Annotated in this window: 22 protein-coding genes; 11 read left to right on the top strand and 11 right to left on the bottom strand. The window is 71.6% G+C overall.

The features are described from left to right. Positions 1–17: 17 nt before the first annotated feature. Genes tdh through ACWEFL_RS09835 form a run of 3 tightly spaced genes read left to right on the top strand, consistent with a single transcriptional unit; the run spans position 18 to position 3,239 of the window. On the top strand, positions 18–1,046 hold the full coding sequence (gene tdh, locus ACWEFL_RS09845; protein ID WP_451709944.1) for an L-threonine 3-dehydrogenase: 1,029 nt from the start codon (positions 18–20) through the stop codon (positions 1,044–1,046). 54 nt (positions 1,047–1,100) lie between these two features. Beyond that, a complete protein-coding gene (locus tag ACWEFL_RS09840; protein ID WP_451709943.1) occupies positions 1,101–2,282 on the top strand; it encodes a glycine C-acetyltransferase in 1,182 nt (393 codons plus the stop codon). 42 nt (positions 2,283–2,324) lie between these two features. After that, positions 2,325–3,239: a LysR family transcriptional regulator gene (locus ACWEFL_RS09835; RefSeq protein ID WP_451709941.1), complete on the top strand. Its 915-nt coding sequence runs from the start codon at positions 2,325–2,327 to the stop codon at positions 3,237–3,239. 349 nt (positions 3,240–3,588) lie between these two features. Here ACWEFL_RS09835 and ACWEFL_RS09830 read toward each other — a convergent pair whose 3' ends face one another. From ACWEFL_RS09830 to ACWEFL_RS09820, 3 genes are all read right to left on the bottom strand, one after another. Next, positions 3,589–5,805 (bottom strand): ATP-binding protein, encoded by a 2,217-nt coding sequence (locus ACWEFL_RS09830; protein WP_451709939.1) that lies wholly within the window; start codon positions 5,803–5,805, stop codon positions 3,589–3,591. Positions 5,806–5,958: 153 nt separating this feature from the next. Beyond that, positions 5,959–7,575 (bottom strand): sodium/solute symporter, encoded by a 1,617-nt coding sequence (locus tag ACWEFL_RS09825; RefSeq protein ID WP_451709937.1) that lies wholly within the window; start codon positions 7,573–7,575, stop codon positions 5,959–5,961. Next, the gene (locus ACWEFL_RS09820) at positions 7,572–8,042 is read right to left on the bottom strand and encodes a DUF485 domain-containing protein (protein WP_451709935.1); all 471 of its coding nucleotides are present in this window, start codon (positions 8,040–8,042) and stop codon (positions 7,572–7,574) included. Before ACWEFL_RS09820 ends, ACWEFL_RS09825 begins: the two co-directional genes overlap by 4 nt. Before the next feature lie 682 nt (positions 8,043–8,724). Between ACWEFL_RS09820 and ACWEFL_RS09815 the strand changes: the two genes are divergently transcribed. Then, entirely contained in the window at positions 8,725–9,174 is a 450-nt protein-coding gene (locus ACWEFL_RS09815; protein WP_451709933.1) for an SPW repeat protein, read from the top strand. A 233-nt stretch (positions 9,175–9,407) separates the two neighbouring features. Here the strand turns inward: ACWEFL_RS09815 and ACWEFL_RS09810 are convergent, their stop codons facing one another. Next, on the bottom strand, positions 9,408–9,854 hold the full coding sequence (locus tag ACWEFL_RS09810) for an SRPBCC family protein (protein ID WP_451709932.1): 447 nt from the start codon (positions 9,852–9,854) through the stop codon (positions 9,408–9,410). Positions 9,855–10,121: 267 nt separating this feature from the next. Here ACWEFL_RS09810 and ACWEFL_RS09805 point away from each other — a divergent pair, with 267 nt between their 5' ends. Further along, positions 10,122–11,006, top strand: a complete 885-nt coding sequence (locus ACWEFL_RS09805) for a lytic polysaccharide monooxygenase auxiliary activity family 9 protein (RefSeq protein WP_451709930.1) — start codon at positions 10,122–10,124, stop codon at positions 11,004–11,006. 138 nt (positions 11,007–11,144) lie between these two features. Here the strand turns inward: ACWEFL_RS09805 and ACWEFL_RS09800 are convergent, their stop codons facing one another. From ACWEFL_RS09800 to ACWEFL_RS09770, 7 genes are all read right to left on the bottom strand, one after another. Continuing rightward, the gene (locus tag ACWEFL_RS09800; RefSeq protein WP_451709928.1) at positions 11,145–11,477 is read right to left on the bottom strand and encodes a winged helix-turn-helix transcriptional regulator; all 333 of its coding nucleotides are present in this window, start codon (positions 11,475–11,477) and stop codon (positions 11,145–11,147) included. A gap of 470 nt (positions 11,478–11,947) precedes the next feature. Then, positions 11,948–12,637, bottom strand: coding sequence for a hydrolase (locus tag ACWEFL_RS09795; RefSeq protein WP_451709927.1), 690 nt, complete (start codon positions 12,635–12,637; stop codon positions 11,948–11,950). Between the two features lie 782 nt (positions 12,638–13,419). Further along, a complete protein-coding gene (locus ACWEFL_RS09790) occupies positions 13,420–14,166 on the bottom strand; it encodes a DUF2470 domain-containing protein (RefSeq protein ID WP_451709925.1) in 747 nt (248 codons plus the stop codon). Positions 14,167–14,418: 252 nt separating this feature from the next. After that, the gene (locus ACWEFL_RS09785) at positions 14,419–14,649 is read right to left on the bottom strand and encodes a DUF6296 family protein (RefSeq protein ID WP_451709923.1); all 231 of its coding nucleotides are present in this window, start codon (positions 14,647–14,649) and stop codon (positions 14,419–14,421) included. Positions 14,650–14,673: 24 nt separating this feature from the next. Beyond that, the gene (locus tag ACWEFL_RS09780; protein ID WP_451709921.1) at positions 14,674–15,276 is read right to left on the bottom strand and encodes a hypothetical protein; all 603 of its coding nucleotides are present in this window, start codon (positions 15,274–15,276) and stop codon (positions 14,674–14,676) included. 278 nt (positions 15,277–15,554) lie between these two features. Beyond that, complete coding sequence (locus ACWEFL_RS09775) at positions 15,555–16,772, bottom strand: cation:proton antiporter (protein ID WP_451709919.1); 1,218 nt, start codon at positions 16,770–16,772, stop codon at positions 15,555–15,557. Between the two features lie 64 nt (positions 16,773–16,836). Next, positions 16,837–17,700 (bottom strand): iron-sulfur protein, encoded by an 864-nt coding sequence (locus tag ACWEFL_RS09770; RefSeq protein ID WP_451709918.1) that lies wholly within the window; start codon positions 17,698–17,700, stop codon positions 16,837–16,839. A 270-nt stretch (positions 17,701–17,970) separates the two neighbouring features. Between ACWEFL_RS09770 and ACWEFL_RS09765 the strand changes: the two genes are divergently transcribed. The 6 genes from ACWEFL_RS09765 to ACWEFL_RS09740 are packed head-to-tail and all read left to right on the top strand — an operon-like array spanning position 17,971 to position 25,646. Continuing rightward, complete coding sequence (locus tag ACWEFL_RS09765) at positions 17,971–19,203, top strand: ATP-grasp domain-containing protein (protein ID WP_451709916.1); 1,233 nt, start codon at positions 17,971–17,973, stop codon at positions 19,201–19,203. Further along, positions 19,200–20,933 (top strand): IucA/IucC family protein, encoded by a 1,734-nt coding sequence (locus tag ACWEFL_RS09760; protein WP_451709914.1) that lies wholly within the window; start codon positions 19,200–19,202, stop codon positions 20,931–20,933. The genes ACWEFL_RS09765 and ACWEFL_RS09760 overlap by 4 nt, the downstream gene beginning before the upstream one ends. Next, entirely contained in the window at positions 20,930–22,678 is a 1,749-nt protein-coding gene (locus ACWEFL_RS09755) for an IucA/IucC family protein (RefSeq protein WP_451709912.1), read from the top strand. The genes ACWEFL_RS09760 and ACWEFL_RS09755 overlap by 4 nt, the downstream gene beginning before the upstream one ends. Then, the gene (locus ACWEFL_RS09750; RefSeq protein ID WP_451709911.1) at positions 22,675–23,880 is read left to right on the top strand and encodes a type III PLP-dependent enzyme; all 1,206 of its coding nucleotides are present in this window, start codon (positions 22,675–22,677) and stop codon (positions 23,878–23,880) included. Before ACWEFL_RS09755 ends, ACWEFL_RS09750 begins: the two co-directional genes overlap by 4 nt. A 45-nt stretch (positions 23,881–23,925) precedes the next feature. Further along, a complete protein-coding gene (locus ACWEFL_RS09745; RefSeq protein WP_451709909.1) occupies positions 23,926–24,630 on the top strand; it encodes a YoaK family protein in 705 nt (234 codons plus the stop codon). Positions 24,631–24,659: 29 nt separating this feature from the next. Further along, positions 24,660–25,646: a phosphotransferase enzyme family protein gene (locus tag ACWEFL_RS09740; protein WP_451709908.1), complete on the top strand. Its 987-nt coding sequence runs from the start codon at positions 24,660–24,662 to the stop codon at positions 25,644–25,646. Positions 25,647–25,665: the final 19 nt, after the last annotated feature.

The following is a 25,665-nucleotide window of genomic DNA, read 5'->3' as shown; positions in this document are numbered from 1 at the left end:
TGCCTGGAGCCGCCCCGATGAAGGCACTTGTCAAGCAACATGCCGAGCCCGGACTGTGGCTCCTGGACGTCCCGGAGCCGAAGACCGGTCCCGGCGATGTGCTCATCAAGGTCCTCCGCACCGGGATCTGCGGCACCGACCTCCATATCCGCTCCTGGGACGCCTGGGCCCGGCAGGCCGTCGGCACGCCACGGGTCCTCGGCCACGAGTTCGTCGGCGAGGTCGCCGACGTCGGGGCGGACGTCCAGGACATCGCGCTGGGAGACGTCGTCAGCGGGGAGGGCCATCTCGTCTGCGGCAAGTGCCGCAACTGTCTCGCGGGCCGCCGCCATCTGTGCCGCAGCACGGTGGGACTGGGCGTCGGCAGGGACGGGGCCTTCGCGGAGTACGTCGCGCTGCCCGCGTCCAACGTGTGGGTGCACCGCACCCGCGTCGACCTGGACGTCGCCGCGATCTTCGACCCCTTCGGGAACGCCGTGCACACCGCGCTCTCCTTCCCGCTCGTCGGTGAGGACGTACTGATCACGGGCGCGGGCCCGATCGGCATCATGGCCGCCGCCGTCGCCCGCCACGCGGGCGCGCGCAACGTCGTCATCACCGACGTCAGCGAATCCCGCCTGGAGATCGCGCGCAAAGCGGGAGCCACCCTCGCGCTGAACGTCCGCGACCACGACATCGCCGAGGCACAGCGGCGGCTGGGACTCAAGGAGGGCTTCGACATCGGACTGGAGATGTCCGGCAGCCCCGAGGCCATGCGCGACATGGTCGACAACATGACCCACGGCGGCCGCATCGCCATGCTGGGGCTTCCCACTCAGGAGTTCCCCGTCGACTGGTCGAGGATCGTCACCTCGATGATCACCGTCAAGGGCGTCTACGGGCGCGAGATGTACGAGACCTGGTACGCCATGACGGTTCTGCTGGAAGCCGGACTCGACCTCAGCCCGGTGATCACCGGCAGCTACGGGTATCAGGACTTCCAGGCCGCCTTCGACGAGGCCGCCACCGCCCGGAGCGGCAAGATCATTCTCGACTGGGCCCACTGACCCGCGATCCCTCAAGAAAGACCAGCCCGCAGCCACCCCAAGGAGCCACCCCGCATGTACGCGTCCGTCCGCGACGATCTCCGCGGCACCCTCGACGAGATCCGCGAAGCCGGTCTCCACAAGCCCGAGCGCGTGATCGGCACCCCGCAGAGCGCCACCGTCACCGTCGCCTCGGGAGAGGTGCTCAACTTCTGTGCCAACAACTACCTCGGCCTCGCCGACCACCCCGAGGTGATCGCCGCCGCCAAGGAGGCGCTGGACCGCTGGGGATACGGGATGGCCTCCGTGCGCTTCATCTGCGGCACCCAGGATGTGCACAAGGAACTGGAAGCCCGGCTCTCCGCGTTCCTGGGCCAGGAGGACACGATCCTCTACTCCTCCTGCTTCGACGCCAACGGCGGTGTCTTCGAAACGCTCCTCGGCCCCGAGGACGCGGTCATCTCCGACGCCCTGAACCATGCCTCCATCATCGACGGGGTCCGCCTCTCCAAAGCCCGCCGCCACCGCTACGCCAACCGCGACCTCACCGAACTGGAGCAACAGCTCAAGGAAACCCAGGACGCGCGCCGCAGGCTCGTCGTCACCGACGGCGTCTTCTCCATGGACGGCTATGTCGCACCACTCGCCGAGATCTGCGACCTCGCGGACCGCTATGACGCCATGGTGATGGTGGACGACTCGCACGCCGTCGGCTTCGTGGGCCCCAGCGGCCGGGGCACCCCCGAACTGGCCGGCGTCATGGACCGCGTCGACATCATCACCGGCACGCTCGGCAAAGCCCTCGGGGGCGCGTCCGGCGGCTATGTCGCGGCCCGCGCCGAGATCGTCGCCCTGCTGCGCCAGCGTTCCCGCCCCTACCTCTTCTCCAACTCCCTCGCACCGGTGATCGCCGCCGCCTCCCTCACGGTCCTCGACCTGCTGGAGTCGGCCGACGACCTGCGGAAGCGGCTGACAGAGAACACCAACCTGTTCCGTACGCGGATGACCGGAGCGGGCTTCGAGATCCTCCCCGGCGACCACCCCATCGTCCCGGTCATGATCGGCGACGCGGCCGAGGCGAGCCGGATGGCGGAACTCCTGCTGGAGCGGGGCGTCTACGTCATCGGCTTCTCGTACCCGGTCGTCCCCATGGGCCAGGCGCGCATCCGTGTGCAACTCTCCGCCGCGCACTCCGCACAGGACGTGGAGAAGGCGGTCGCCGCGTTCGTCGACGCACGCCGGGCGCTGAACGGATGAGCCGGGCCGAGCCCGCGAAGCGCCCGCTGGCAGGATGATGGTGTGATCGACCCCCGGCGGCTGCGCATACTCCGGGCCGTGGCGGACCACCGTACGGTGACCGCCGCGGCCGCGGCGCTCTATCTCACCCCTTCGGCCGTCTCCCAGCAGCTCAACGCCCTGGAGCAGGAGACGGGCCACGTCCTGCTGATCCGCGGCGGCAAGGGGGTCCGGCTGACCGCGGCCGGAGAGATCCTCCTCGCCCACACCCACACCGTCCTCGCCCAGCTGGAGCGGGCGGAGGCGGAACTCGCCGCGTACGCGGGCGGCGCCTCCGGAGACGTCGTGGTCGCCGCCTTCGCCACCGGCATCGCCGAGATCGTCGCCCCCGCGATCGGCGTCCTCACCGCGGACCATCCGGGCATCCGGATCAGGGTCCGGGACGCCGAGGGCGACGAAAGCCTGCTGCTGGTCCTCGACGGGGACGCGGACCTCGCGGTCGCGGTCGAGTACCGGGGCGCCCCCGGCGAAGACGATCCACGGCTGGCCCGCGTGCCGCTCCACGCGGAACCCTTCGACGCGGTCCTCCACGCCGGACACCCCCTCGGCACACACACGCGGGTGGGACTCGCCGAACTGGCCGACGACGACTGGATCGGCCCCTACCCCGGCAACCCCTGCCACGACATGATTCTCTTCGCCTGCGAACTGGCCGGATTCCACCCCCGCGTGGTCCACTCGTCCGACGACTTCCGTGCGATCGTCGCGCTCGCCGGAACGGGCGCCGGAGTGGCGCTCGTCCCGCGTTCCGCCCTCCGCGGGATGGAACTCAGGGACGCGGTGGTGCGCCCGGTGTCCGGCCCGGCCGCGACCCGCCGGGTGTTCGCCGCGGTACGCAGGGGAGCCGAACACCACCCGTTGATCTGCCCGGTCCTCTCCGCCCTCGCCAAGTCCGCGTCCGCGCTGGCCGCCGCCTGACGGGAGTCACGGAGCCGGGGCAGGCTCGGTTCCGCAGCCGTCGGCGGGCAGGCGTTACCGCTGCCGGAAACATCGACTTCTGGGGTCGGACCGTACTGGTGGCCGGACAGACGATGGGGTGACGTCACCCGTCCTGAGCCGGTCTCCCCGGCCATGGCCCGGCCACGGCCCGGACACTCACCGGGCAGAACGCACCCGGACCGCGCTTGCCCGCCCAAGAGGAATGAGCGCCCCCACCGGAACGGAGAGGCCGTCGGCCCCGGCCCCCGCAGGCGGAGAACCGGCCCCACCGGGGACCGGCGGCGAGCCGGGAAGCGTTCAGCCGCCCTACTCCTCGGACCCGCGGGAGTCAGGCATGCGGCGGCGTCAGCACCGCACGGAGTCCCGCGTCCCGGTCCGCGTTCGCGGCTTCCCGGTACGCGCGCTCGTACACCGCGTCGCCGACACCCGCCCGCGCCGCTCGCTCAGACGTCTCCCGCACCGCCCGCAGCTCCGGCGTACCGCGCTGAGGATGGCCGACCGTACTCCAGAACGCCTGGCCCGTTCCGTACACCTGACCCGCGCGGGCGCCGTCGCCGCCCGCCGCGGTCGCCGCGGCGAGGACATCGAGCCCGAGAGCGATGCCGAAGCTGTCCCCGATGCCCTTCTTGCCTTCGAGCATCGACCGCGCGTACCGGGCGGCTTCCTGCGGCTTCCCCGCGAAGAGCGCGATCAGGCTGAGCTGATAGTCGAGATACGCGAGGGTCCATGACTCGCCCCGGTCGACGCATCCCTCCCGCAGCGCCAGCGCGCGCTCACGCGCCTCGGGCAGCCGACCGAGGCCGGTCAGGGCGAAAACGCGTACGAGGTGGCAGCGCAGCCGGGAAGGGGAGTCGAACGGAAGCCCTCCCGCCGCTTCCAGCGCCTGCGCGGCCATGGCGTCGGCGGCGAGGGGGCGGCCCGTCAACAGGGCGATGAGGCCCCCGAGGTACGCCGCCGCGAGGCTGCCCTCCCCATCCGTGTCGCCGTGCGCCGAGCGCGTGCATTCGTCGCTGATGCGCCGCGCCGTCTCGTACTCACCCTGGAGGGTGAGGATGAGCCCGAGCGCCCAGAGCGCTCGCGTCCGGTCCGGTCCGGGCCCGGTGTGGGCGATGAGGGTCTGCTCCAGATAGTCGCGCGCCTCGTGCAGATGGCCGCAGCAGCTCCAGAAGAAGCCGAGCAGCCCGGCGAGCCGCTGCGCGTGGCCGGGTGACTCGGTGAGGAAATGATCGAGCGCCGCGCACAGCTCGTTGTGCGCGGCGCCGATCCTCCGGTACCACTGGGCCTGCCCGGGGCCGAGCCACTCGCTGTCCGCCTGCTCGGCGAACTGTAGGAAGTGGTCGGCGTGGCGTTGTGCCACGGCCGGCTCCTCTTCCAGCGCGCGCAGCCACAGACGGCCGTACTCCCGGATCGTGTCGAGCATGCGGAAGCGGATGCCGTGGCCGTCCACGGACTTGACGGCCCTGAGCACCGATACGGCGACCAGCCGATCCAGCAGCGGTCCGATCCGGTCGGCGTCCAGCGGGCCGCCCGCGCAGACGGCCCGCGCGGACTCCTCGTCGAAGTCGCCGCGGAAGACCGTGAGCCGGGCCCACAGCAGCCTTTCGAGCGGAGCGCAGAGTTCATGACTCCAGCCGATGGCGGTCCGCATCGTCCGGTGCCGTTCCGGGCGTACGTCGACGCCGGCGGCGGCTTCGAGGAGGTCGAAGCGGGAGGTGAGTCGCTCGGCGACGACCTCGACGCCGTCACGGCCCGCTTGCGCGGCTGCCAGTTCCAGCGCCAGCGGAATCCCTTCGAGCCGACGGCAGATCCGGGCCGCGGCAGCCGTGAGCCGCTGTCGTTCGCCCGCCCCGTCCGCCGACGAACGGTCCGCCAGCGAACGGTCCGCTGGCGAACGGTCCGCCAGCGAACGGTCCGCCGAGCGCGGGTCCTTCGACGTCCGGCTCGCCGAAGCGGCGTGTCCCAAGGAGGTGCTGTGCGACGGACCGTCGTTCGAGGGGCGCGCTCGTGTCTCACCGCCCCGGGCCGAAGCGACCCGTTGCGTGAACAGCTCCAGCGCGTCCGGTCCGTCGGCCGGCAGCGGCTCCACCTCGATCAGCCGCTCGACGCCGAGGCCCAGGGGCTGTCGGCTCGTGGCCAGTACGGTCAGTCCGGGAACCGTGGTCAGCAGATCGCCGACGAGGACCCGGCACGGGTCGACGAGATGCTCACAGGAGTCGAGCACCAGCAGCAGCCGCTTCTCCGCGAGCCGTTCGCACAGGGCGTCGACCGGCGTCCTGGGCGTGTGGTCGGTCAGATCACAGGCGTCGGACACGGTGGTCAGCAGCAGCCGGTCACCGTACAGGGGTGACAGCTCGGCCCACGCCACCCCGTCCGGGAACCCGGCGGCAGCCCGTCGGGCAGCCCGCAGTGCCAGGCGCGACTTGCCCACACCGCCGCTGCCGACGAGTGTGATCAGTCGGTGCTTCTCCAGCGCCCGGTCCAGTCGGAACAACTCCCAGTTCCGTCCCACGAAGCTGTTCGGTTCCTCGGGAAGGTTCTCCAACACGGGCCCATTGTGGCGCAGTTCGTACACATGTGGCCCAGGCATCGGACTCTGGGACCACCGCCTGGCCGGATCCGCCCGGATCCGGCCCGAGGTCGGCGAGGCTCCCGAGACGGGTCCCGAGACGGGTCTCGCGCCGGCGGGGCGAAAGGGCGGTCAGCGACGCCGTATCGGGACGTCCGTGAGTATGGACGCCTCCACAGCCTCGTAGTCGACGCGCGGCCGGCCGCCGGTACCGGAGCCCCGCAGGGTGAGCCGGGTGCCGAGCCAGCCCGCGAGGAAGCCGACGGGGATGGAGACGAGACCCGTGGTCGTGTACGGGAACCAGGTGAAGTCCTGCTCGGGGAAGGCCGCTTGGGGCGAGCCGGACACGAGCGTGGTCCCGGTGATCAGGATCAGCACGGCCGCGCTGCCCGCGATCATGCCGCTCAGCAGCCCGGCCCGGTTGAACCGCGGCCAGAAGAGACTGTAGACGAGCGTCGGCGCGATCGCTGAGGCTCCCAGACAGAACGAGAGCGTGACCATCGCCTGGAGGTTCCAGTGCCTGGAGGCCGCCGCCAGGATGATCGCGGCGACACCGACTCCGGCCGCGGTCGAGCGGGCCAGCGTCATCTCCGTGGCGGCGCGCAACTCCCGCCTGCGGCGCAGGCCATGGGCGATCAGATCGTGCGCGAGGGAGTTGGCGCAGGCGAGCGTCATACCGGCCACGGACGCCAGCAGGGTGAGGAACACCGCCGTGGCCATGACGGTGAACAGCAGCGTCTCGAAGGTGGTGACCTCCGCGCCCATGACCGCCTGGCTGATCAGCAGGACGGAGGTCTTGCCCTGCGGGTCGTCCGCGACGATCCGCTCATGGCCGACGATCGCCGCCGCACCGAAGCCGAGGACCACACTGAGCGCGCCCATGACCACGACGGTCGAGACGGCCCAGGTCATGGAACGCCGTACGGCCGTGGTGCTCCGGGAGCCGAACATGCGCATCGTGATGTGTGGAAGGCAGGCCGCGCCGAGGACGACGGTCAGCTGACTGCTGATCATGTCCAGTCCGCTGCCGTCGAATTGGAGACCGGACGACAGGTAGGCGGGCCCGGCGCCGCTGCCGCGCGCGGCGGCGTCCAGCAGGGCGGGCAGGCTGAAGTCGAAGCGGTGGAGAACCAGCGCCGCGATGGAGGCGGCCGCGGCGAACAGCACCACGGTCTTCACGATCTGGATGAACGCGGTGCCCTTCATCCCGCCGATGGCCGCGTAGATGATCATCAGCAGTCCGAGCAGGACGATGGAACCGGTCTTGAAGCCCGCGCTGTCCATGCCGAGGACGAAGGCCAGCAGATCACCCGCGCCCGCGAGCTGGAAGATGAGCAGCGGGAAGAGGGCGATGAGCGTGACGAGCGAGGCGGTGACGCGTACGGCGGGGCTGGGCGCGCGCCGGGTGAGGACGTCCCCCATCGTGAATCGTCCGGCGTTGCGCAGGGGTTCGGCCAGCAGGAACATCAGCAGCACCAGGGAGAGCGCGGTGCTCAGGGCGAGTACGACCCCGTCCTGGCCGACCAGGGCGATGACGCCGATGGTGCCGAGCACACTCGCCGCCGAGATGTAGTCACCGGCGATGGCGAGGCCGCTCTGCACGGGGGAGAGCGAGCGGGAGCCGGTGTAGAACTCGCCGAGGTCGTCACGGTCGGGCCCGGTCGTGACGCAGAGCAGCAGCGTCACCGTGGTCACCGCGATGAACGCCACGAGGACCATCGTCTGGGCGTCGGGGCTGAATCCGGTCATCGCAGGTCTCCGCGCGCGTGGGCGGGTGTGTCGGCCCGCGTGCCGTGGAGGCGGACCGATTCGGCGAGCGGGTCCACGTTCCGGCGCGCCGACCTCTCGTACGCCAGCACGGCGATCAGTGTCACCGGGAGCTGGATCAGCCCGAGCAGGAGGCCCGTGGTGAGACCGCCCGCGACCGTGCCGGACATCAGCTCGGGGGCGTACGCGGAGAGCAGCAGGAAGAGTACGAAGTAGCCGAGAGCGGTGAAGGTCGAGACCCGGCGCAGCCGCCGGTAGGCGGAGCCCAGCGCGCGTATCTCCTTGCGGGGACCGGTCGGCTGTGCCGGGTGCTGCCAGGAGTACGCGGGGTGTCCCGGCCCTCCATCGCGGTCACTGCGTCCGGGCTCGCCCTGATGGCCCAGGCGGCTCCGCTGGACGGGGAACTCGGGAAACTCCGGATGGGAAGGCTGTTGACGGTGGTACGACATCGCTGCGGGTCCTCGAATGCCTCGGCGGGTGCGGCTGGGACGCGGGTGCGGCCGGCCGACTGGGCGTTTGGGGCGTTGGGCGTTGGGGGGCGACTGGGCGACGAACGGCCGGTGGCCGTCGGCTCCATGGCGGGGCAGGGCGTACCGGGGGAGCGGCACATGTTACCTACCGGTCGGAATGCCGAGCATGGTTGCATGGACCGACTGGTCGGCCAGTTGGCTCGAGATGCCCCGACTGGGGCCGTTGGTGTCGAGTCGCTATCGCGGGGCCACCAGCGGCGACGAGTTCTTTGCCCGGTTCCGTCGCCTGCGGGGCGGTTGGCCGTCCGGTCCCAACGCGGCCTGAAGTGTGAGCGATTCGTCATCTGCTGCCGTGTCGGGATCTGCCCGGACGGGTCGGCCCCCCGATCGGGCCGGGTGCCGCGCCTGTGAGTGGTGAGCGCCCGCAACTATTGCAGACGCCTTTGATTGCCTGGGGTCATCGCCTCGTCGTCGGCGCGGAGAGCGTTCAGGGGCCCTGGTGGTGGGGTGGGGCGTGGCCGCACCGGTCCTCCGGAATCTAAACGGAATCTACCCGTCCGGATCACTACCCATAAGGAACAGATAAGAGCAAAATATAAGTGCGCGGATCCAGAACGCGCAGTGCGGTCGTACTTGCAGCGCACAGAAGGAGGCGAGTCGTATGGCCGACGTCTCACACAGGGGAGATCTGGCGGGTCATCCCGACGTCACAGAAATGCGGGATCGCTACGCCCGCGTGCTCGGAGGGCGCGATGTGGCCCTCATGGACGGCCCGGTGTTCCTGGTCGGCCTGGCATTCGCGGTTTCCCCGTGGATAATCCACTTCACGGCCACCCAGCCTGCCCTCGCGGCGCACAACCTGATCGTGGGCGTCGCGATCGTCGTGCTCGCGCTCGGATTCGCCGTCATGCCACAGCGAATGTACGGCCTGAGCTGGGCCATGTGCGTCATAGGCGCATGGATGATCGTCGCCCCGTGGGTCGTGGGCAGCGGCCCTGACAAGGGAATCATCTGGATGAACGCCGTCCTCGGCGGCCTCACTATCCTGCTGGGGCTGGCTTGCACGGCCGCGGCGATGAGAAGCGGCAAGCGCCATAGCGCATCCATCTGAGCGGGACGTCTCCCCGGCGGGACGCCCGCCGTTCCGTCGGGGGACGCTCGGAGGACGCGTGGAGGACGGGGCCGGTCCGCCCCGTGGTGGACCGGCCCGTTCGCTGCCGTGGACACGCCGCAGGGCGTGTCCACGGCATGCACGCGCACGCTCCTCGGCGCGCTTCCCTCGGCGTACGGCCCTGACATGTACGGGTGGGAATCCCCTCGGGGCGCCTGTCGGCTGTGTGCGGGTCAGGACGCTTCGACGGCCGCCTTGATACGCCTGGCGAACGCGTCGGCGTCCTTGCGGGCCGCGCTCAGAGCGAGGCCCGCGATGAGCTTTCCGACGCCGTGGCCTTCGAGCACGTTGAAGACCCGGAGCCGGGTGGTGCCGGGGCCGGTGGACTCCAGGTCGTAGCCGCCTTCCCTGGCCATGACGAGGTTCTTCGAGACCTCGGCCCAGCGGATCCTGGTCGGAGACGCGAACTCGGTGATCCGGAACTCCCGTTGGGTCGTGAGCCCGGCGTCCTTGACCGTGCTGGAGTACACGGTTCCGACGGAGGTGGGGCCTTCTGTCGTCTTCGTCATCCTGACCACGCGGGGGCTGAACTTCGGGTCGTTCTCGCCGTCGGCGAGGAAGGCGAAGACCTCCTCGACCGGACGGTCGATCTCGACGGTCGCCTCGAACGTACCGGCCATGACTCCTCCACTGGTTGCTCGTTCTCCCGCCGCGAGGTGGAGCGGGCTCCGATGCGGTGGCGCGAGGGCGCTGCGCGGTCGTACGGGTGTGACACGCGGTAGGGGGTCGTCGGGGCGAGCCGCGCCGGGCCCGAAGGGAGTCTTCCAGGAGTGGCGCGGCCCGTCGCCGTGAACGGCGCGGACTGTCCGCCGTCCGGGTGAACACGCCGGGTGCCACGCCCGTAGTACACGGCAGACCGCCCGGACCGACGAGGAGCACTGCCGAGAATGACCGCCCATCGCCGTACCGCAGTCGCCGTCGCGCTCGCCGGGGTCGTGCCGGTCGCGCTCACCGCTCTGGGAACAGGGGTGGCCCGCGCCCACGGAGCACCGACCGATCCCGTCAGCAGGGTCGCCGCCTGCGGGCCCGAGGGGACCCAGCGCGGCTCCACGGCCTGCCGCTCGGCGGTCGCCGCGAACGGCGGACTGGCGTTCGACGCCTGGGACGATCTGCGCGTGGCCGACGTCCGTGGCCGCGACCGGGAGGTCATCCCGGACGGAGAGCTGTGCAGTGCGGGACTGCCCGCCTACAGAGGGCTGGACACGGCACGCGCGGACTGGCCGTCGACACCCCTGAAGGCCGGCGGCGTCTTCGCCCTCACCTACCGGGCCACCATTCCGCACCAGGGGACGTTCAGTCTGTACCTCACCAAACAGGGCTACGATCCGGCCATACCGCTGCGTTGGTCCGACCTCGAGGCGGAACCTTTCGCCTCGGCGAGCGATCCCGAACCGAGAGACGGGGCCTACCGCATCACCGGCAGACTGCCGACCGGGCTGACCGGCCGTCATGTGCTCTATACGATCTGGCGGAACACCGACACCCCGGACACGTACTACTCCTGTTCGGACGTCACCCTGTCGGGAGCCGTGGCCTCATCTCCCGGCGGCGACCCCACCCCAGGCGCGGTGGCCCCTGTCCCGGACGGTACGGCGACGGCTCCTGTCTCGCCCGCGCCCGTGCAGCCCGGTCAGGAGCCGGTGCGGCCCGTCCGCACCCAGGCTGTGGCGGACGGCGGCGACGACACCATCATGCTGATCGGTGGCTCGGCGGCGGCCCTGGTGCTGTTGGCGCTGGCGGCGTCCGCGGCGCTCCGGCGCGGCAGGCGCTGACCCGGGCCTGGCCGCGCTGGTTCATCGCCCCGCCGCCACCCCGGCCCGTCGGCCGAGTGGGATGACGACGGCCTGGGGCGCGAGGGCGCCCCCGTTGACGAGCCGGCCGGTCGGGGCACCCCTCCCGATGCGGCTGCGTCAGTCGGGCTGGCCGTCGAAGTGGCCGGCCGCCCACACGCGCAGGGCGTCCAGAGCGGGTCGCAACGCCTCCCCGCGCGGGGTCAGCGAGTACGTCGAGGTGATGGGCGGACCGGGATCGACGACCCGGGCGACGAGGTTCAGCGATTCCAGTTCACGCAGCCGCTCGCCCAGGAGCCGCTTCGACAGCCCGGGTACGGCCCGCTCCAACTCGCTGAACCGGGCCGGACGCTGCAGAAGCAGGTCGACGATCAGCCCCGTCCAGCGCTTACCCAGCACCGAGAACGCACGGTCGGTGTGCCCACAGCTGTGCAGATCGAGGACTTCGCTCATACGTCCAGAATACCTAGGAACACAAATAGTTTCCTGGTCCAGTTCGGCGTCTCCTGGCGCGCCTGGGCGGTGGGCGGCACCCAGGGATCACGCGGGCAGGAGGCGTACCGCGCGGACAGGCGGCCGGTCGTGGTCGATGTCACGGATATGTCTCCTAGCGGTGAGAGGTCCAGGGCCGGCGGTGCAGGCCGCGTACGGCGATGTCCGTGCCGGCGAGGTCGCCGAAGGCTTCATCGGCGGCGAGGCGGCGTTCGCGGCGGCGGGAGGTCCTGTCGGCGGTGTTCGGCCGGGAACGGGTTCGCTCGATGCGCCACGGCCGGGTCGCCCGGACCGGCGCCTCGTGCCCGTGCGGGCGGCTGGTCGATCCGTATCTCAGCCGGGCCGACGGCTGGGATACGGCGGTTGGGATTCAACGGCTGGGATAGGCGGGGGAGCGAGGCTCAGCGAGAGACCTCGCTCCCCCTGGGGGCTCAGGCCCGCGTCGAGTCGAGCGTCTCGTGGTTGCGCTCGACTTCCTGGGCCTTGATGTGGCTCTCGATGAGGAGCTGGTACGGCGGGAAGATCGAGGTGTAGAGCTGTGCCCACTCCATCGCGTCCTCGCGGTTCCAGGTCTTCTGGAGCTCGGAGGCGACCGCGGCGGTGTCCATCGGTACGACGCCGGCCTGGACGACCCGGGCCAGGGTGATCTCCTCGGCCATCTTGGAGTAGGTGCCGGAGGCGTCGATCACGGCGAAGACCTGGTAGCCGGCGGCGACCGCGGAGATCGCCGGGAACGCCATGCACACGCTGGTGATGGTGCCCGCGATGATCAGCTGCTTCTTGCCGGTGGCCTCGACGGCGGCGACGAAGTCGGGGTTGTCCCAGGCGTTGATCTCGCCGCGGCGGGCCACGTACTTGGCGTGCGGAGCGGCCTCGTGGATCTCGGGGATCAGCGGTCCGTTGGGGCCCTGCGGGACCGATGCGGTGGTGATCACCGGGACCTGCGTGAGGGTGGCCATCTTCGCGAGCGCGGTGGCGTGGGCGCGCAGCGTGGGCATCGGCATGTCCTGCACGGTCTGGAACAGACCGCTCTGGTGGTCGATCAGCAGCATCGCCACGTTCTCGGGGTCGATCACGGGCCTGGCGCCGTCGAAGTTCGCAGGCTGGGAGGGGGTAGGCATTGCCGTTTCTCCTGTCGGGAGGGTGAGCGGATCCTGACTGGGTCCTTTTCGATCCACTGGGAACATTACATAACCAGTGCATGTGACACAACCTGTAGCTGGAAGAAGTCATTCCCCTTGCTCTCGCGCCGGAGTTTCCGGGCTCACGAGAGGTCGCCCCCTCCCGGTGTGCTGTCGCGGATGGGGCGCTTGATCCTCAAAAGCGGGGTCATGCCGGGAGAAGGCGGCGTCACCGGTGACGCGGCAGGCGTTCGGGCCGGTGAACAGGCGCTGGGCCGGTGAAGGCGAGACGGACCAGGGCCTCGGGGCCTGCGGGCAGCCGGCTCGTCGTTTGCGGCGTCACGTCTCACGTCCGAGGACGGCGAAGCCCAGGGCTCCCCGGGCGCGAACGCCCAGGTTCTCGCCTCTGACTCGTGCGCCGACGGCGGAGACGGCTCGACGAGAAGGCGGCCCTGGCCGGGCTTCCGTCGGCCAGGGCCGCAGGGTTTACGGCTGGGGCGGCGGGCATGCCTGGAGATCGCCGCCATGCTGATGGTGAAGGCCGGAGCACAGGGCGCTGAGCGCCCCCACGACGGGCGTCCCGGCCTCTCGCCCGCCCAGCGGGCAGCCGTCCGCGTATCGCGCGATTCCTGCTCGGACTCTCGGACCGTCATCCCGCCGGGACGGCGTGTTCGGGCGGGGGCGTGCCCGGTCGCCCGTTCACGCGGTGGGAGGCGGTCCGCCCGTCGAGCGGTGGCCTGGCCGGTCGGGCTGGACAGGGAGCCCCCGTACGGAGTTTCGCGTCACGAATCGCTGAGCAGCCAGCCCCGGGGCGAGCGGTGCCTGGCCGTGTTGAGGAGGGAGTGGATGCGGGCCCCGGCCTGGTCGACATTCTTGATCGGGGCCGGGAAGGGGAGTCGGGCGTCCTCGTGGGAGCGGGCGTACTCCAGGCGGAGGGTGATGCCGTAGCGGTCGATGGCGAGGGGCAGGGCGCGCTGGACGCCCAGGGCGAGCCGGGGCTTCACCAGGCGCAGCAGCAGGCCGATGAGATCGCTGTGGTCGTCGACCATATGGGTGAGCATCCCCGCCTCGCAGGTGGCCAGGGGGTCCGTCTCGGCCGCCATCAGCTCTTCGAGTCCGACCGTGCTCCGCTCGCCCGACCGTTCGAGGACGGCATGGGCCAACTCCATGCAGCGGCTGCCTTCCGGGCTCGGGTGTTCCGAGGCCGGGAGCAGCCATCCGGCCAGCAGTACGCGGGCGCGGACGCGGTCCCGCACCGGGGTGGGGGCGATGTCGGTGAACTCCAGAGTGGCGCGTACCGGGCCGTTCGCGGCGGGGCCGGAGCCCGCGCCGCCGTCGGAGCCGGCGTCCGAGGCGCGGGTCGTCGCCGGGTGGAGATGGATGTGCTCGGTGGCGCCGGTCCCGTTCAGCCGGGAGACCTCGGTGCTTCCTTCGTCGGTGACGACGGTCATCGAGTCCGCGGCCGTGAGGATGGTCCGGATCCGCTCCGCGCTCGTCGGCAGCGCGAGGGGGGTGTTGAACAGGCGCATCCAGATCTCCACACTCCGGGAAGGTTAGGTTTGCCTAACCTAATCCCTGAGAGGGGTCCGCGCCAAGCCCGAGTCCGCCCGCGGGTGGACGGCTGGATCCGGCCCGCTCCTCGATGCATGCGCCCGGGCTCGGGGCCTGTCACCGCCCGGCGGGTCCATCAGCGCCGGTCTGTCAGGCCCGACGCCCCGCATGACGGTGACGGTCGGTCCGGGCGCGGGCCCGTGGGTTCGTGGAGGCCGGGGGCAACGGGATCACGGCGTCAGCGGGCGGACCGTCACCGGCATGCCAGGCGCCTGATGGCCGCCGCTCGCGAGCATGCGGACCTCGCCCTGTTCATTGATCTCCGCGCGAATGATGCCGGTGTCGTCCGCGTAGACGGGGTTGCCGCCGGCGCCCGCTCTGTCCGTACGCCGGACGATCACCACGTCGTCCTCGGCGGCGGATGCCCTGAACACCAGTTCATATGTTTCTGCGTAGGTCATGCGGCCTCCTGACGGGCCTACCCCCTACCTTCTCCCATCCTCACCCAGATCGGTCCGCAGCGCACTCAGCGCGGCGCTGCCCCTGGGGGAGAGCCGGTAGCCGACCTCCAGGCTCTCGGTGAGCCCCAGCTCCTTCAGCTTGCGCACATCCGCCTTGAACAGGTGGCGCTCGCGGCCGGCGCGTGGCGCGAGCTCCGCGGAGCCGGTGCCCGGATGGTCGGCGATCAGGGTCAGCACCTTCAGCGTCCAGACGCCGTGGCGGGACGCCGCGTCGAGGCGCCCCAGCCTCCGGCGCAGCTCCGCCAGCGCCTCCGCGTCCAGCGTGTCGTCGCCGCGCAGCGCGACGCGCGGATCGTCGCCGGCACGGCGCAGGGCGATGCGGTAGGGGGTGCCCTCCCGCTCCGCCAGGGCCGTGCGGAGGGCGTCGGGAGAGGAGAAGCCGGCCCGGCGGGCGTCCTCCGCGGAGATACGGGCCGTGTCGACGGATTCGACGGACACGACTTCCAGCACGCCGATCGCGGTACGGAGCCGGGAGCCGGCCCGCACCCGAGGAGCCCGCCAGGTGCGGTAGGCGAGATCGACGTCGCCGCGGGCGATCGCGTCCAGCACGGACTGTTTGAAGAGCACGGCGTTCTCCTCCTTCTGGCGGGGTCACCGACCGGCCCGCCGCCCCGGCCAGGTTCTCCCGGTCCGCGGCCCCGGTCCGCCGACGGCCCTCGGTGCCCGGACGAGACCGCCTCGTCCGCCATCGCGACGATCTCCATGATGACGGCGAATTCGAGGGTGCGCCGGTTCGTCGTCACCGCGCGGACGATCCCCGTCGCCTTGGCCCCATAGGCGTAACTCCCGCCCGTGCCCGCCCGGATGCGCCCCGGGACACCGTGCGCCCCCGCCGCCCGGATCCGTCACCAGGACTCCGAACCCGCGCCCCGCCCGGCGGCGGGCGACGCCTCGCCCTCCCCGGCGCGGAGCTTCAGCGCGAGGAGCGGGAAGACCAGCACGGACACCATGGCGGCGCCCACCAGCGCCGCCGCCTCGCCCGTGTCGATGACCTTCTCGGCCAGCCCGATCGTGGTGATCGCGACGACGAGGGGCAGACAGGTGGAGGCGTACAGGGTCAGCGCCCGGCGGTCGACGCCGGTCAGATCACGCGGTGCCAGGGCGTACACCGGGAGCCCGCGTACGACGAGGAAGAGCAGCAGGAAGACGGGGAGCAGGACGAGTGCCCTGCCGCCCTCCAGCAGGGCGTCCAGATCGAACTGGACACCGGTGACGACGAAGAACACGGGCACCAGGAAGCCGAACCCCATCGCCTCGATCCGGCCGAGGATCTCCCCGCTGCTCTCGGGCGCGGCCCCGTTCAGCACCAGCCGGGTCAGCACGCCCGCGGCGAACGCGCCCAGCAGGATGTCGACGCCGAACACCGCCGACAGCGCGAGCATCGACACCAGCAGCAGCATCACGAACCGGACGGCGAACTGGCCGCTGCTGTGAAGGGTGTTCGCGATCACGCGGGAGAACCACGGCGGACGGGGCCGCAGCGCCCAGAAGACCGCGGCGGCCGTCACGCCGGCGAACGCGGTGAGCAGCGCCACCGATTCGCCGGGCCCGCGGCCGCTGAGCAGCAGCGCCATCGCGATGATCGGGCCGAACTCGCCCACCGCCCCGAAGGCCAGCATCACCGTGCCGAAGCGACCGCGCAGATCCCCGCTGTCGCGCAGGATGGGCAGTACGGTCCCCAGCGCGGTGCTGGTGAGGGCGGTGCCGATGACCAGGCTCCGCTCCAGATCCGCGCCGGTCAGCGCCAGTGCGACGCCCAGACCGAGTACGAGCGAGATCAGCCATGCCCACAGCGAGCGGCGCAGGGTGTCACCCCGGATCGAGTCGAACTCGATCTCGTATCCGGCCAGGAAGATGAGCATGGCCAGGCCCAGATGGGACAGGGTGTCGACGACGGTGTCCGGGTGCGCCCAGCCGAGGAGAGCGGGCCCTATGACGATGCCCAGCAGAATCTCGAAGATGACCAGGGGGATCCGGATCCAGCGGCCGAATCCGTGGGCGAGCAGGGGAGCGAGCACGGCGGCGGCCATGATCAGGATGAGCGTTCCCGGATGCGTGGACATGGAACGTATTTACCAGGAATGTCCCTGTTGACACGGCCTGCCGGACGTCTGGCCGCTCGCGTCCCTACAGAGCGGGTCCTTCGAGCCGCCGCAGCCGTTCCGCGTCACCCGTCCGGGGGCATGTTCCGCACGGCTGGGCCGGGCGGATGGTGTAGTAGAGACAGCACCCCATGCGGGTACGCGTGGGATACGACCGGCCGTCACGGCCCGTCAGCCGCCGGAATCCCGCGCCGCCGAGGAAGGGCGCGACCGGTCCCGGCAGCAGCTCCCCGGCCTCGCGGACCGCGCGCTCCTCCTCGTCGAGCATCCGGCCGAGGTACCAGACGGCGGAGACCAGATCGTCGCCGACCATGCCCCACAGCGCACGCGGCCCCCGCCGCAGCACGGGGCCCATCGCGGCGAGCAGCGGTCGCACATGGTCCGCGACGGCCGCGCGCAGCTCGTCGCGGAGGGTCTCCTCGTCCGCGATCACCCGTACGCCGGGCAGTCCGGCCGCGGGGTCGTCGGGCAGACAGGCGAAGCCGCCGGGCACGACGGCGAGGGCGTCGGTCGTCCGGCTGACCCGGACGTCCTCGGGGCTGAGCCGCGGCACCCGGCGGTCCAGATACCAGGGGCCGGCGATGAGCAGACAAGCGGCCCAGAGGTAGCCGTGCAGCGCGCGGGAGGCGATGACATCGGCCCGCGCGGTGTGGCCGTACCGGTCCTGGACGCGACGGGCCTCGGCGGCCAGATAGGCGTTGAGCAATTCGGGGTGGTACGCCAGTTCCGCCCCGTCGATCCAGCCCTGTCCGGCGCGCGACCGCGGCCTCGCCACCTCGATGCGCGGGGTCTCGCCGCAGTGCGCGGCGAGCCGCCGGTGGGTGGAGGCCAGCAGGGTGGAGCAGCTGAGGGCGACTCCGGCAGGCGCCAGCGCCGGGGCCAGGGGCAACGGGTACTCCTCACAGGGGGGAACGATCAAGAGGAAGGTAAGGCTCACCTTAACCACATCGAGCTGTTGTTCGCGAACTGGCGGCGTGGCGCGCTCAATTGGAATGTTTAGGGATGCCTAACCTAAGCTCCGGGGTGATGATCCAGAGCGACCAGGCCGCATCCACCAGGGAGTTCGTCCCCGGCCCCCGAGCCGGGCCACCCCGGCCGCCCGGCGGTTGTTTCCGGCTGTCCCCTGACCAGCGAATGCGCGCGCGGAAGTATTTCACCCATGCAGACCATGCAGTCCATGCAGAACGTGCAGACCTCGCAGTTGTATGTGCTCGCCCTCAACCCCACCGACTCGGTGACCGAGGGATTCCTGCCCGCGGCACACCGGCTCGGTCTGCGGACCACGCTCCTCACCGACCAGCCGGAGGCGCACCGCGGCCGCCACCCCGATCTGGAGATCCTCCGGTGCGACGTGCGCGACCACCACGCCGTCATCAGCCGGATCTCGGCCCATCGCGCACCGGACGCGGTGTTCAGCAACAGCGACCACCTTCAGGTCCAGACCGCGCTGGCCGCCGACTACTTCGGCCTGCCCGCCAAGGACTGGCGGGCCGCGCTCCGGACCAAGGACAAGGCCGAGATGCGCCGCCACCTCGCCGCCCACGCCGCCGCCGATGACGCCGTCCGCTCCGTGGAACTGGCCGCGGACCTGACCCCCGAGGCCCTGGCCGCCCTCGACGTCCCCTTCCCCTGTGTGCTCAAACCCCGCGAAGGTGTCGCCAGTGAGGACGTCGTACGGGTCGAAGGGCCCGCGGACCTGGTGCGCCGCTACGAGGAGATCCGGGCCCGCCGCCCCGGAGCCGCCCTGGTCGCCGAGGAGTATCTGCCCGGCGAGCTGCACACCCTGGAGACCCTCGGGGACGGACGGCGCCTCCATGTGCTCGGCGGCTTCCGCACCGGGCTCTCACCCCTGCCGTACTTCATCGAGGAACGGCTGTCCTTCGTCCCCGCCCACCCCGAACCGGTCGTGGCCCGGGTACTGGACCGGCTGCACACGCTCGGAGTGGGGTTCGGCGCCTGCCACACCGAGTTCGTGGTGCACGAGGAACGCGTACGCATCATCGAGGTCAACTACCGGGCCATCGGCGACCAGTGCGATCTGCTGCTCGCCGAACTCCTCGGCATCCCGCTCTTCGAGCACATCCTCCGCACCCACCTCGGCCGGCCCCTCCCGGACGACCTGGGAGCGCGGACCGACGGCGCGGCCCGGCTGGAGTACCCCTGCGCCGACCGCGCGGGCACCCTGACCGTCGCCCCCGGACCGGCCGATCTCACCGACGGCGACGTACGGCTGACGTACCGCCCGGTGCGCGCCATAGGCGAGCGGCACGAGCTGCACCACACCAACCGCGACTTCCTCGGCATCGTCCGGGCCACCGGAAGGGACCAGAGATCCGTGGACCGGGCCGTGGACGACTTTCTCGCCCGGCAGAGCTGGGAGATCACACCATGACGGCCGACGCCGCCGAGCACCGACTGCTCCTCGACGTCCTCAGCACCCTGCTCCGGGAGGACGCCGTCGGCCTGCGCACCCGAGGCACCCCCGTGGAACGGCCCGACGGGAGCTGGCTCCGCCTCCCCACCGGGGACCGGGACGCGCTGCTGCTCCCGGTCCGCGCCGCCGTGCCCGGATTCCAGAGCGGGACCGTGGCCCGGCTGCCCCTGCTGCGCAGGGAGTCCGACGGCAGGGAACTGGACACCGCCGACGCCGTCCTGACCGCGCTCGCCGACCTCGCCGACCCACGGGACCGCGAAGGGTTCGACGCCTTCGCGGCCGAGTGCCGTCAGGCCCTGGCCGCACAACGCCTGCACATCACGACACGGGCCAGGACCGAGGCCCGTCTCGTCCGCCGGTACGGCGACCGCCCCGCCCACTGGACCGGACTCCCCGCCGGGCTCGCCTTCGACACCCTCGCCGCCCGCACCGGCCACCCCGTCTATCCGACGGCCCGCGGGCGCTCCGGCTTCACCGAGGCGGATCTGCGGGCGTACGCGCCGGAGTTCCACCCCCGCTTCCGGCTCCGCTGGCTCGCCCTGCCCAAGGACGCCGTCACCGGCCCCGGAACCGGCGGCCCGCCGCCATCGGCCCTCGGACTGCCGCCGGAACTCGACGCCAGCCACCTCGCCCTCCCCGTCCATCCGCTCACCGCGAGCGGCCCGCTCCTTCGCGAGGCCCTCCGCGACACCGGGCTCGCCGACCGCGCGTTCGTCGCCGACCGTCCGTACCTGGACGCCGTACCGACGCTGTCGACCCGGACCGTGGCCCTCACCGCCCACCCCGCCGTCCACCTCAAACTCCCCCTGGCCACTTCCACCCTCGGCCGGCTCAACCGCCGCACCATCAAACCCGGCACCCTCGCCGACGGAGCCGCGGGCCAGCGCCTCATCGAGACCGTCATAGCCCGCGAACCCCGGTTCCGGGACACCGTCCTGCACACCGACGAGACCCGGTTCGCCCACGCCGGACACGAACTCCTCGCCGCGCTCGAACGCCGCTACCCCGCGGGACTACAGGACACGACCGTCGTCCCGATGGCCGCCCTCCTCAGCTCCGCCCCCGGCGGCCGGCTCGTCGTCGACCACCTCGCCGACCGCTTCTTCGGCGGCGAGGTGCTCGCGCTCCTCGACGCCGTGCTGACTTTGCTCCTCGACTGGCAGACCACTCTCCTCGGATACGGAATCGCCCTGGAATCCCACCAGCAGAACATCTCCCTGCTCCTCGACGAGCGCGGCCCCCGGCTGCTGCTCAAGGACAACGACGGCCCGCGCGTCAACGGCTCCCGGCTCCGCGACACCCTCGGCACCGACCCGCCGCGGTTCCACGACCCGCGCATCGTCACCGACGACGACGGACCCGTGATCGACCTGTTCACCACCATCACCGTCCACCTCTGCGCGGGCGCGTACGCCTTCGGACTGGCCCGCCACGGGCGCGCGCCGCTGGACCAGGTGCTCGCCCTCGTACGCGACCGGCTCGGCGAGGCCGCGGAACGCCTCGGCACCGGCCGCGGCGAGCCCGGCGCCCTCCTGCGCACGCATGTCCTCGACGCGGCCCAGCTGCCCGTCAAGGCAATGGTCACGGCGGGCACCCTGCTCGCCAAGGAGAGATCAGGCGCTTTGGACATCAACAAGCACTACACCACCGGTCCCAACTATCTGCTCCGGGGGAGTGATCAGCGTTGACCAGCACCACCCCCGACCGTCCCACCCCCGCGGCGGGCCCGCCGGCAGGTCCGCCCACCGCCGACGAGGCCGTGGCACACACACTGCTCAACTGTCTGCTCCGGGAGGTCTCCGGACCCGAACACCAGACCGCCGTCATCGACGGACATCTGCTGCTGCGGCTGCCGCGCCGCGGAGTGCTGCTCCGCGTCGCCGTCCGCCGCACCTCGCTCCTGGGCGCGCACCGCTTCGCGGGACCCGTCAGCGAACAGTCGGCGGACGGCTGGGCCGAGGTCGCCTGGCGGCGGCTCGCCGAGTACGCGCACACGGAGCTGACGCTGCGCACCGGCACGGGCAACGACGAGTTCCTGGCCCAGATCACCGCCAGCCACCAGGGCGTCTCCGCGGCCCTGACCGCGCTGCTGCGCCGTCCGCGAGACGGCGGCGGCGATCCGCTCGACACCTATCTCGCCTCCGAACAGTCCCTCGCACTCGGCCACCGCTTCCATCCCACGCCCAAGGCCCACAGCGGCGACCCCGCCACCTGGTCCTCGTACGCGCCCGAAGCCGGGGTCTCCTTCCCGCTGCGGCTCCTCGCCGTACGCGACCGGTTCGTCGCCCAGGAGTGCGCCGAGCCGGGAGCCGCCGAACCGCTGGACCGGCTGGCGGCGGTGCCCGCCGGATACCGGCTGCTGCCCGCGCACCCCTGGCAGTACCAGAAGCTGCGGCCCGCCCTGCGGACGGCGCTCGCCGCCGGGGACGTCATCGACCTGGGCCCCGGACGCAGACGCTTCACCCCGACCGCCTCCGTACGCACCCTCTACGACGGCGACACCTTCCTCAAGTTCAGTCTCGACGTCCGGATCACCAACTGCGTCCGGAAGAACGCCCACTACGAACTCTCCGGCGCCGTCGCCCTGACCCGGCTGCTCGCCCCCGCCCTCGCCGATCTCGCCGCCCGCTTCCCCGGCACCGGAATGCTCCGCGAGCCCGCCTACCGAAGCATCCGTCTCCCCGGCCCGGACGGCCGCCCCGACATCGGGCTGCTGGAGGGCTTCGGGGTGATCGTGCGGGAAGGGCTCGGCAACCGGCTGCGCGCGGGCGTCACCCCGCTGCTCGCCGCCGCCGTCGCCGACGAGTACCCCACCGGCCCCGGCCATGTCTCCCGGCTGACGGGACCCGACCCCTCCGCGGCCCTCGACTGGTGGCGGGAGTACCTCCGGCTGCTCGTCCCCCCGGTCCTCGCCGCCTACTTCGACCACGGACTCGTCCTCGAACCCCATCTGCAGAACGTCGTCCTCGGCGTTGGCCCCGACGGCAGACCCGCCCAGATCCTCTTCCGCGACCTGGAGGGCGCCAAGCTCCTCCCCGAGCACCACGCCGGGGCGCTCGCGGCACTCCCAGCCGACGTCGCCGGGCCCCTCGCCTACGACGCCCGCCGAGGCTGGGACCGCGTCGTCTACTGCCTCTTCGTCAACCACATCGCCGAGATGCTCGCCGCCCTCGCCGATCTGCACCCGCAGACCGAACCCGCGCTCTGGTCGCAGGTGCGCCGCACGATCGAGCGGTACGCCGGCGAACACGGCTGCCCCCCGAGACTGAGCGCCCTGCTGGCCGGAGTCCCCCTGCCCGCCAAGGCCAATCTGCTCACCCGCTGGGACCGTTCCGCCGACCGCGACGCGGGGTACGTCCGGCTGCCGTCCCCGCTCGCCGAGGACGTCCTCTCCGAAGCGACCCGCGCCGACGCCGACTGGAGCCCGCGATGACCACGGTCCACGACCTCGCCCTCTCCCTTCCCGCCGAGCGGCTGCCCGCCTACCTCCACGATCTGCGCGCCCTGCGCGAGCACGCCCGCGCCGTACGGTCGGCGCTGCCCCCGCGGGTGGAGATGCACTACGCGGCCAAGGCCAACCCCGATCCGCGGATCCTGGCCGAACTCTCCCCGTTCGTCGACGGCTACGAGGTCTCCTCGGGCGGCGAACTCGCCCATGTCGCACACGCCGTTCCCGGCCGCCCGCTGGCCTTCGGCGGACCGGGCAAGACGCCCGCGGAGATCGAGGCCGCACTCCGGCTGGGAGTGGAGCGCATCCATGTGGAGAGCGCGTACGAACTGGGAATGCTCGCCCGCATCGCGTCCGGCAGACCGGTGGCCGTGCTGCTCCGCGTCAACCTCCCGGTGGCCGAAGGAGTGCTGGAGACCAGCGCCCTCGCGATGGGCGGGCGTCCGGCGCCGTTCGGAACCGACCCCGGCGAAGCGGACACGCTTGTCCGCCAACTCACCGACGGCACCTGGCCCGGACTTGAGTGGCGCGGCGTTCACGCCCATCTCGCCAGCGGACTGACGGGACCTCAGCACCTCGCGGTGGCCGAGACCGTGGCCGGCTGGTCGGCACAGCTCGCCGCCCGCCACCGGGTCCCGCTGCGGGAGGTGAACATCGGCGGCGGCATGACCGTCGACTACACCCGCCCCGACGAACGGTTCGACTGGGCCGCCTTCGGCGAGGGCCTCGGCCGACTCGCCGACCGGCATCCCGGCGTCGTGTTCCGCATCGAACCCGGCCGGGCCCTGACCGCGTACTGCGGCTGGTACGCCACCGAGGTCCTGGACGTGAAGCGCAGCCAAGGCGAGAACTTCGCGGTCCTGCGCGGCGGCACCCACCATCTGCGCACCCCCGTCACCAAGGGACACGACCAGCCGTGCAGCGTGCTCCCCGTGGACGACTGGCCCCACCCCTGGCCGCGAGCCACGGCCCCCGACGGCGGACCGGTCACCCTCGTCGGCCAGCTGTGCACCCCGAAGGACGTCCTGGCGCGCGGTGTCCACGCGCCGGGCCTGCGCGCCGGAGACCGGGTGGTCTTCGCGCTGGCGGGGGCGTACGCGTGGAACATCTCCCACCACGACTTCCTGATGCACCCGAAGCCCGGATTCCACTACCTTGGCGCGTCAGCCGACAGCTCCCCTCCCTGACCGTATCGTCCCCTTTCGGAAGCGGGGGCGGGAAGGAGCTGAACGGTGAAGGCGAACCCCGGAGCCGCCCTCACGACGGCCATGGTGGCGCTCACCGTGACCACCGGCGTGATCGAAGCGGTCAGCTTCCTCGTCCTGGGGCCTGTCTTCACCGCGGTCCAGACGGGCAATCTCCTCCTTCTCGGCTTCGCCATCGCCGGGGAGGGCGGCCTCTCCCCGGCGGCGTCGGCGGCCTCGCTCGGCGGCTTCGTGGCGGGCGCGGTGCTCGGCGCCCGGTTCCAGTCGGACATGGATCTGCGCGGACACCGCTGGTTCACCGTGGCGCTCCTCGCCGAGGCCGTTCTGCTGACCGTCGCCGGGCTGGTCGCCCGGGGAATCGGCAGGGCGGGCGAGCATCCGACGGGAACCCACTACACGGTCACCGTGATGGTGGCCGCGGCCATGGGCATGCGCAACGTCACCACCCTCCGGGCCCGGGTGCCGGACCTGACCACCACCGTCGCCACCCGGACGCTGACCTCACTCCTCGCGCCGCTCGCGCTCGACACCCGGATCCCGTCCGACGCCAGGGCCCAGGCCCGCCGCGCGGCGGCCGTCGGCGCGATGTTCGCGGGCGGACTGCTCGGCGCGTGGATGCTGGGCGAGGCGCTGCCGCCCGCCGTGGTCCTCCTCACGGTGGCCGGATCTGTGCTGGTCACGGCCGTGGGCCACGGCCTCGCCCGGTGGCGTATGGATAAAACCGATACCTGACCGTGAGGTGAGCGGCTAGCGTCACCTGCATGAACGAACAGCCGGAAGGGATGGACGACTCCGTCGTGGGCCACGCCCTGGCGGCCTGGGGGATCGACGCCGACCGCGTGGCGTACGCCCCCGTGGGCTTCGGCGATCACCACTGGACGGCCGAAGGCGCCGGGGGCGAGCGGTGGTTCGTCACGGTGGCCGACCTGGCGAACAAGGACCACTGCGGTACGGACGAGGACACGGCCTGGCACGGTCTGAGCCGGGCCATGGACACCGCCGCGCACCTCGGCGAACGCGGCGGTCACGAATGCGTCGTGGCGCCCCTGCGCGCGGCTCATGGTGAGACGGCCCGCCGGCTGGACGGCCGGTACGCCATCAGCGTCTTCCCGTACGTGCACGGGGTCTTCGGCCAATTCGGACAGGAACTCACCGACGCCCAGCGCGCCCTGACCGTCGAGACGCTGGCCGCCCTGCACCAGGCCAAGCCGCCGCCCCAGACCCCCGTCGCGCCGCTGGACCTCTCGGCGCGCAACCGGCTGGAGGAGACCATCAGGGAGGTGACCCGGCCGTGGGCGGGCGGGCCCTTCGCCGAACCCGCCAGGGCGCTGCTGGCGCATGCCGGCCCCGGTCTGCGCATGCGGCTCGACGAGTTCGACCGGCGGATCGCGGAGTCACGCGGCAGCGGCGGAGATCTCGTCGTCACCCACGGCGAGCCGCATCCGGGCAATCTCCTGTGGCCGGACGACGGCGGCCAGAAGCTGGTGGACTGGGACACCGTGGGACTCGCGGTGCCCGAGCGCGATCTCTGGCTGGTGGTGAGGGAGCCGGAGGACCTCGCCCGTTACGAGGACCTCACCGGCCGGACGCCCGACAAGTCCGCGCTCGCTTTCTACCGGCTGCGATGGGACCTGGAGGACGTGGCCGCGTATCTCGGCCTCTTCCGCGCCCCCCATACCCGTACGCCCGACACGGAACTCGCGTGGAAGGGTCTGGGGAACACTCTCGATCAGCTTATGGACATGTGATCACCCAAGATCACTGTCA

The organism is Streptomyces sp. NPDC004838 (assembly GCF_053600955.1).
The sequence above is the reverse complement of the archived record's forward strand: the minus strand, read 5'-3'. Positions and strand labels throughout refer to the sequence as shown.

Excerpts from the sequence above, each read along its gene's own strand:
- ACWEFL_RS09810 (WP_451709932.1), bottom strand. The coding sequence starts at position 9,854 with ATGGCCGGTACGTTCGAGGCGACCGTCGAGATCGACCGTCCGGTCGAG.
- ACWEFL_RS09750 (WP_451709911.1), top strand. The coding sequence starts at position 22,675 with ATGACCACGGTCCACGACCTCGCCCTCTCCCTTCCCGCCGAGCGGCTG.
- ACWEFL_RS09760 (WP_451709914.1), top strand. The coding sequence starts at position 19,200 with ATGACGGCCGACGCCGCCGAGCACCGACTGCTCCTCGACGTCCTCAGC.
- ACWEFL_RS09765 (WP_451709916.1), top strand. The coding sequence starts at position 17,971 with ATGCAGACCATGCAGTCCATGCAGAACGTGCAGACCTCGCAGTTGTAT.
- ACWEFL_RS09775 (WP_451709919.1), bottom strand. The coding sequence starts at position 16,772 with ATGTCCACGCATCCGGGAACGCTCATCCTGATCATGGCCGCCGCCGTG.
- ACWEFL_RS09825 (WP_451709937.1), bottom strand. The coding sequence starts at position 7,575 with ATGACCGGATTCAGCCCCGACGCCCAGACGATGGTCCTCGTGGCGTTC.
- ACWEFL_RS09840 (WP_451709943.1), top strand. The coding sequence starts at position 1,101 with ATGTACGCGTCCGTCCGCGACGATCTCCGCGGCACCCTCGACGAGATC.
- ACWEFL_RS09790 (WP_451709925.1), bottom strand. The coding sequence starts at position 14,166 with ATGCGCCTGTTCAACACCCCCCTCGCGCTGCCGACGAGCGCGGAGCGG.
- ACWEFL_RS09815 (WP_451709933.1), top strand. The coding sequence starts at position 8,725 with ATGGCCGACGTCTCACACAGGGGAGATCTGGCGGGTCATCCCGACGTC.
- ACWEFL_RS09795 (WP_451709927.1), bottom strand. The coding sequence starts at position 12,637 with ATGCCTACCCCCTCCCAGCCTGCGAACTTCGACGGCGCCAGGCCCGTG.
- ACWEFL_RS09785 (WP_451709923.1), bottom strand. The coding sequence starts at position 14,649 with ATGACCTACGCAGAAACATATGAACTGGTGTTCAGGGCATCCGCCGCC.
- ACWEFL_RS09740 (WP_451709908.1), top strand. The coding sequence starts at position 24,660 with ATGAACGAACAGCCGGAAGGGATGGACGACTCCGTCGTGGGCCACGCC.
- ACWEFL_RS09820 (WP_451709935.1), bottom strand. The coding sequence starts at position 8,042 with ATGTCGTACCACCGTCAACAGCCTTCCCATCCGGAGTTTCCCGAGTTC.
- ACWEFL_RS09805 (WP_451709930.1), top strand. The coding sequence starts at position 10,122 with ATGACCGCCCATCGCCGTACCGCAGTCGCCGTCGCGCTCGCCGGGGTC.
- tdh (WP_451709944.1), top strand. The coding sequence starts at position 18 with ATGAAGGCACTTGTCAAGCAACATGCCGAGCCCGGACTGTGGCTCCTG.
- ACWEFL_RS09800 (WP_451709928.1), bottom strand. The coding sequence starts at position 11,477 with ATGAGCGAAGTCCTCGATCTGCACAGCTGTGGGCACACCGACCGTGCG.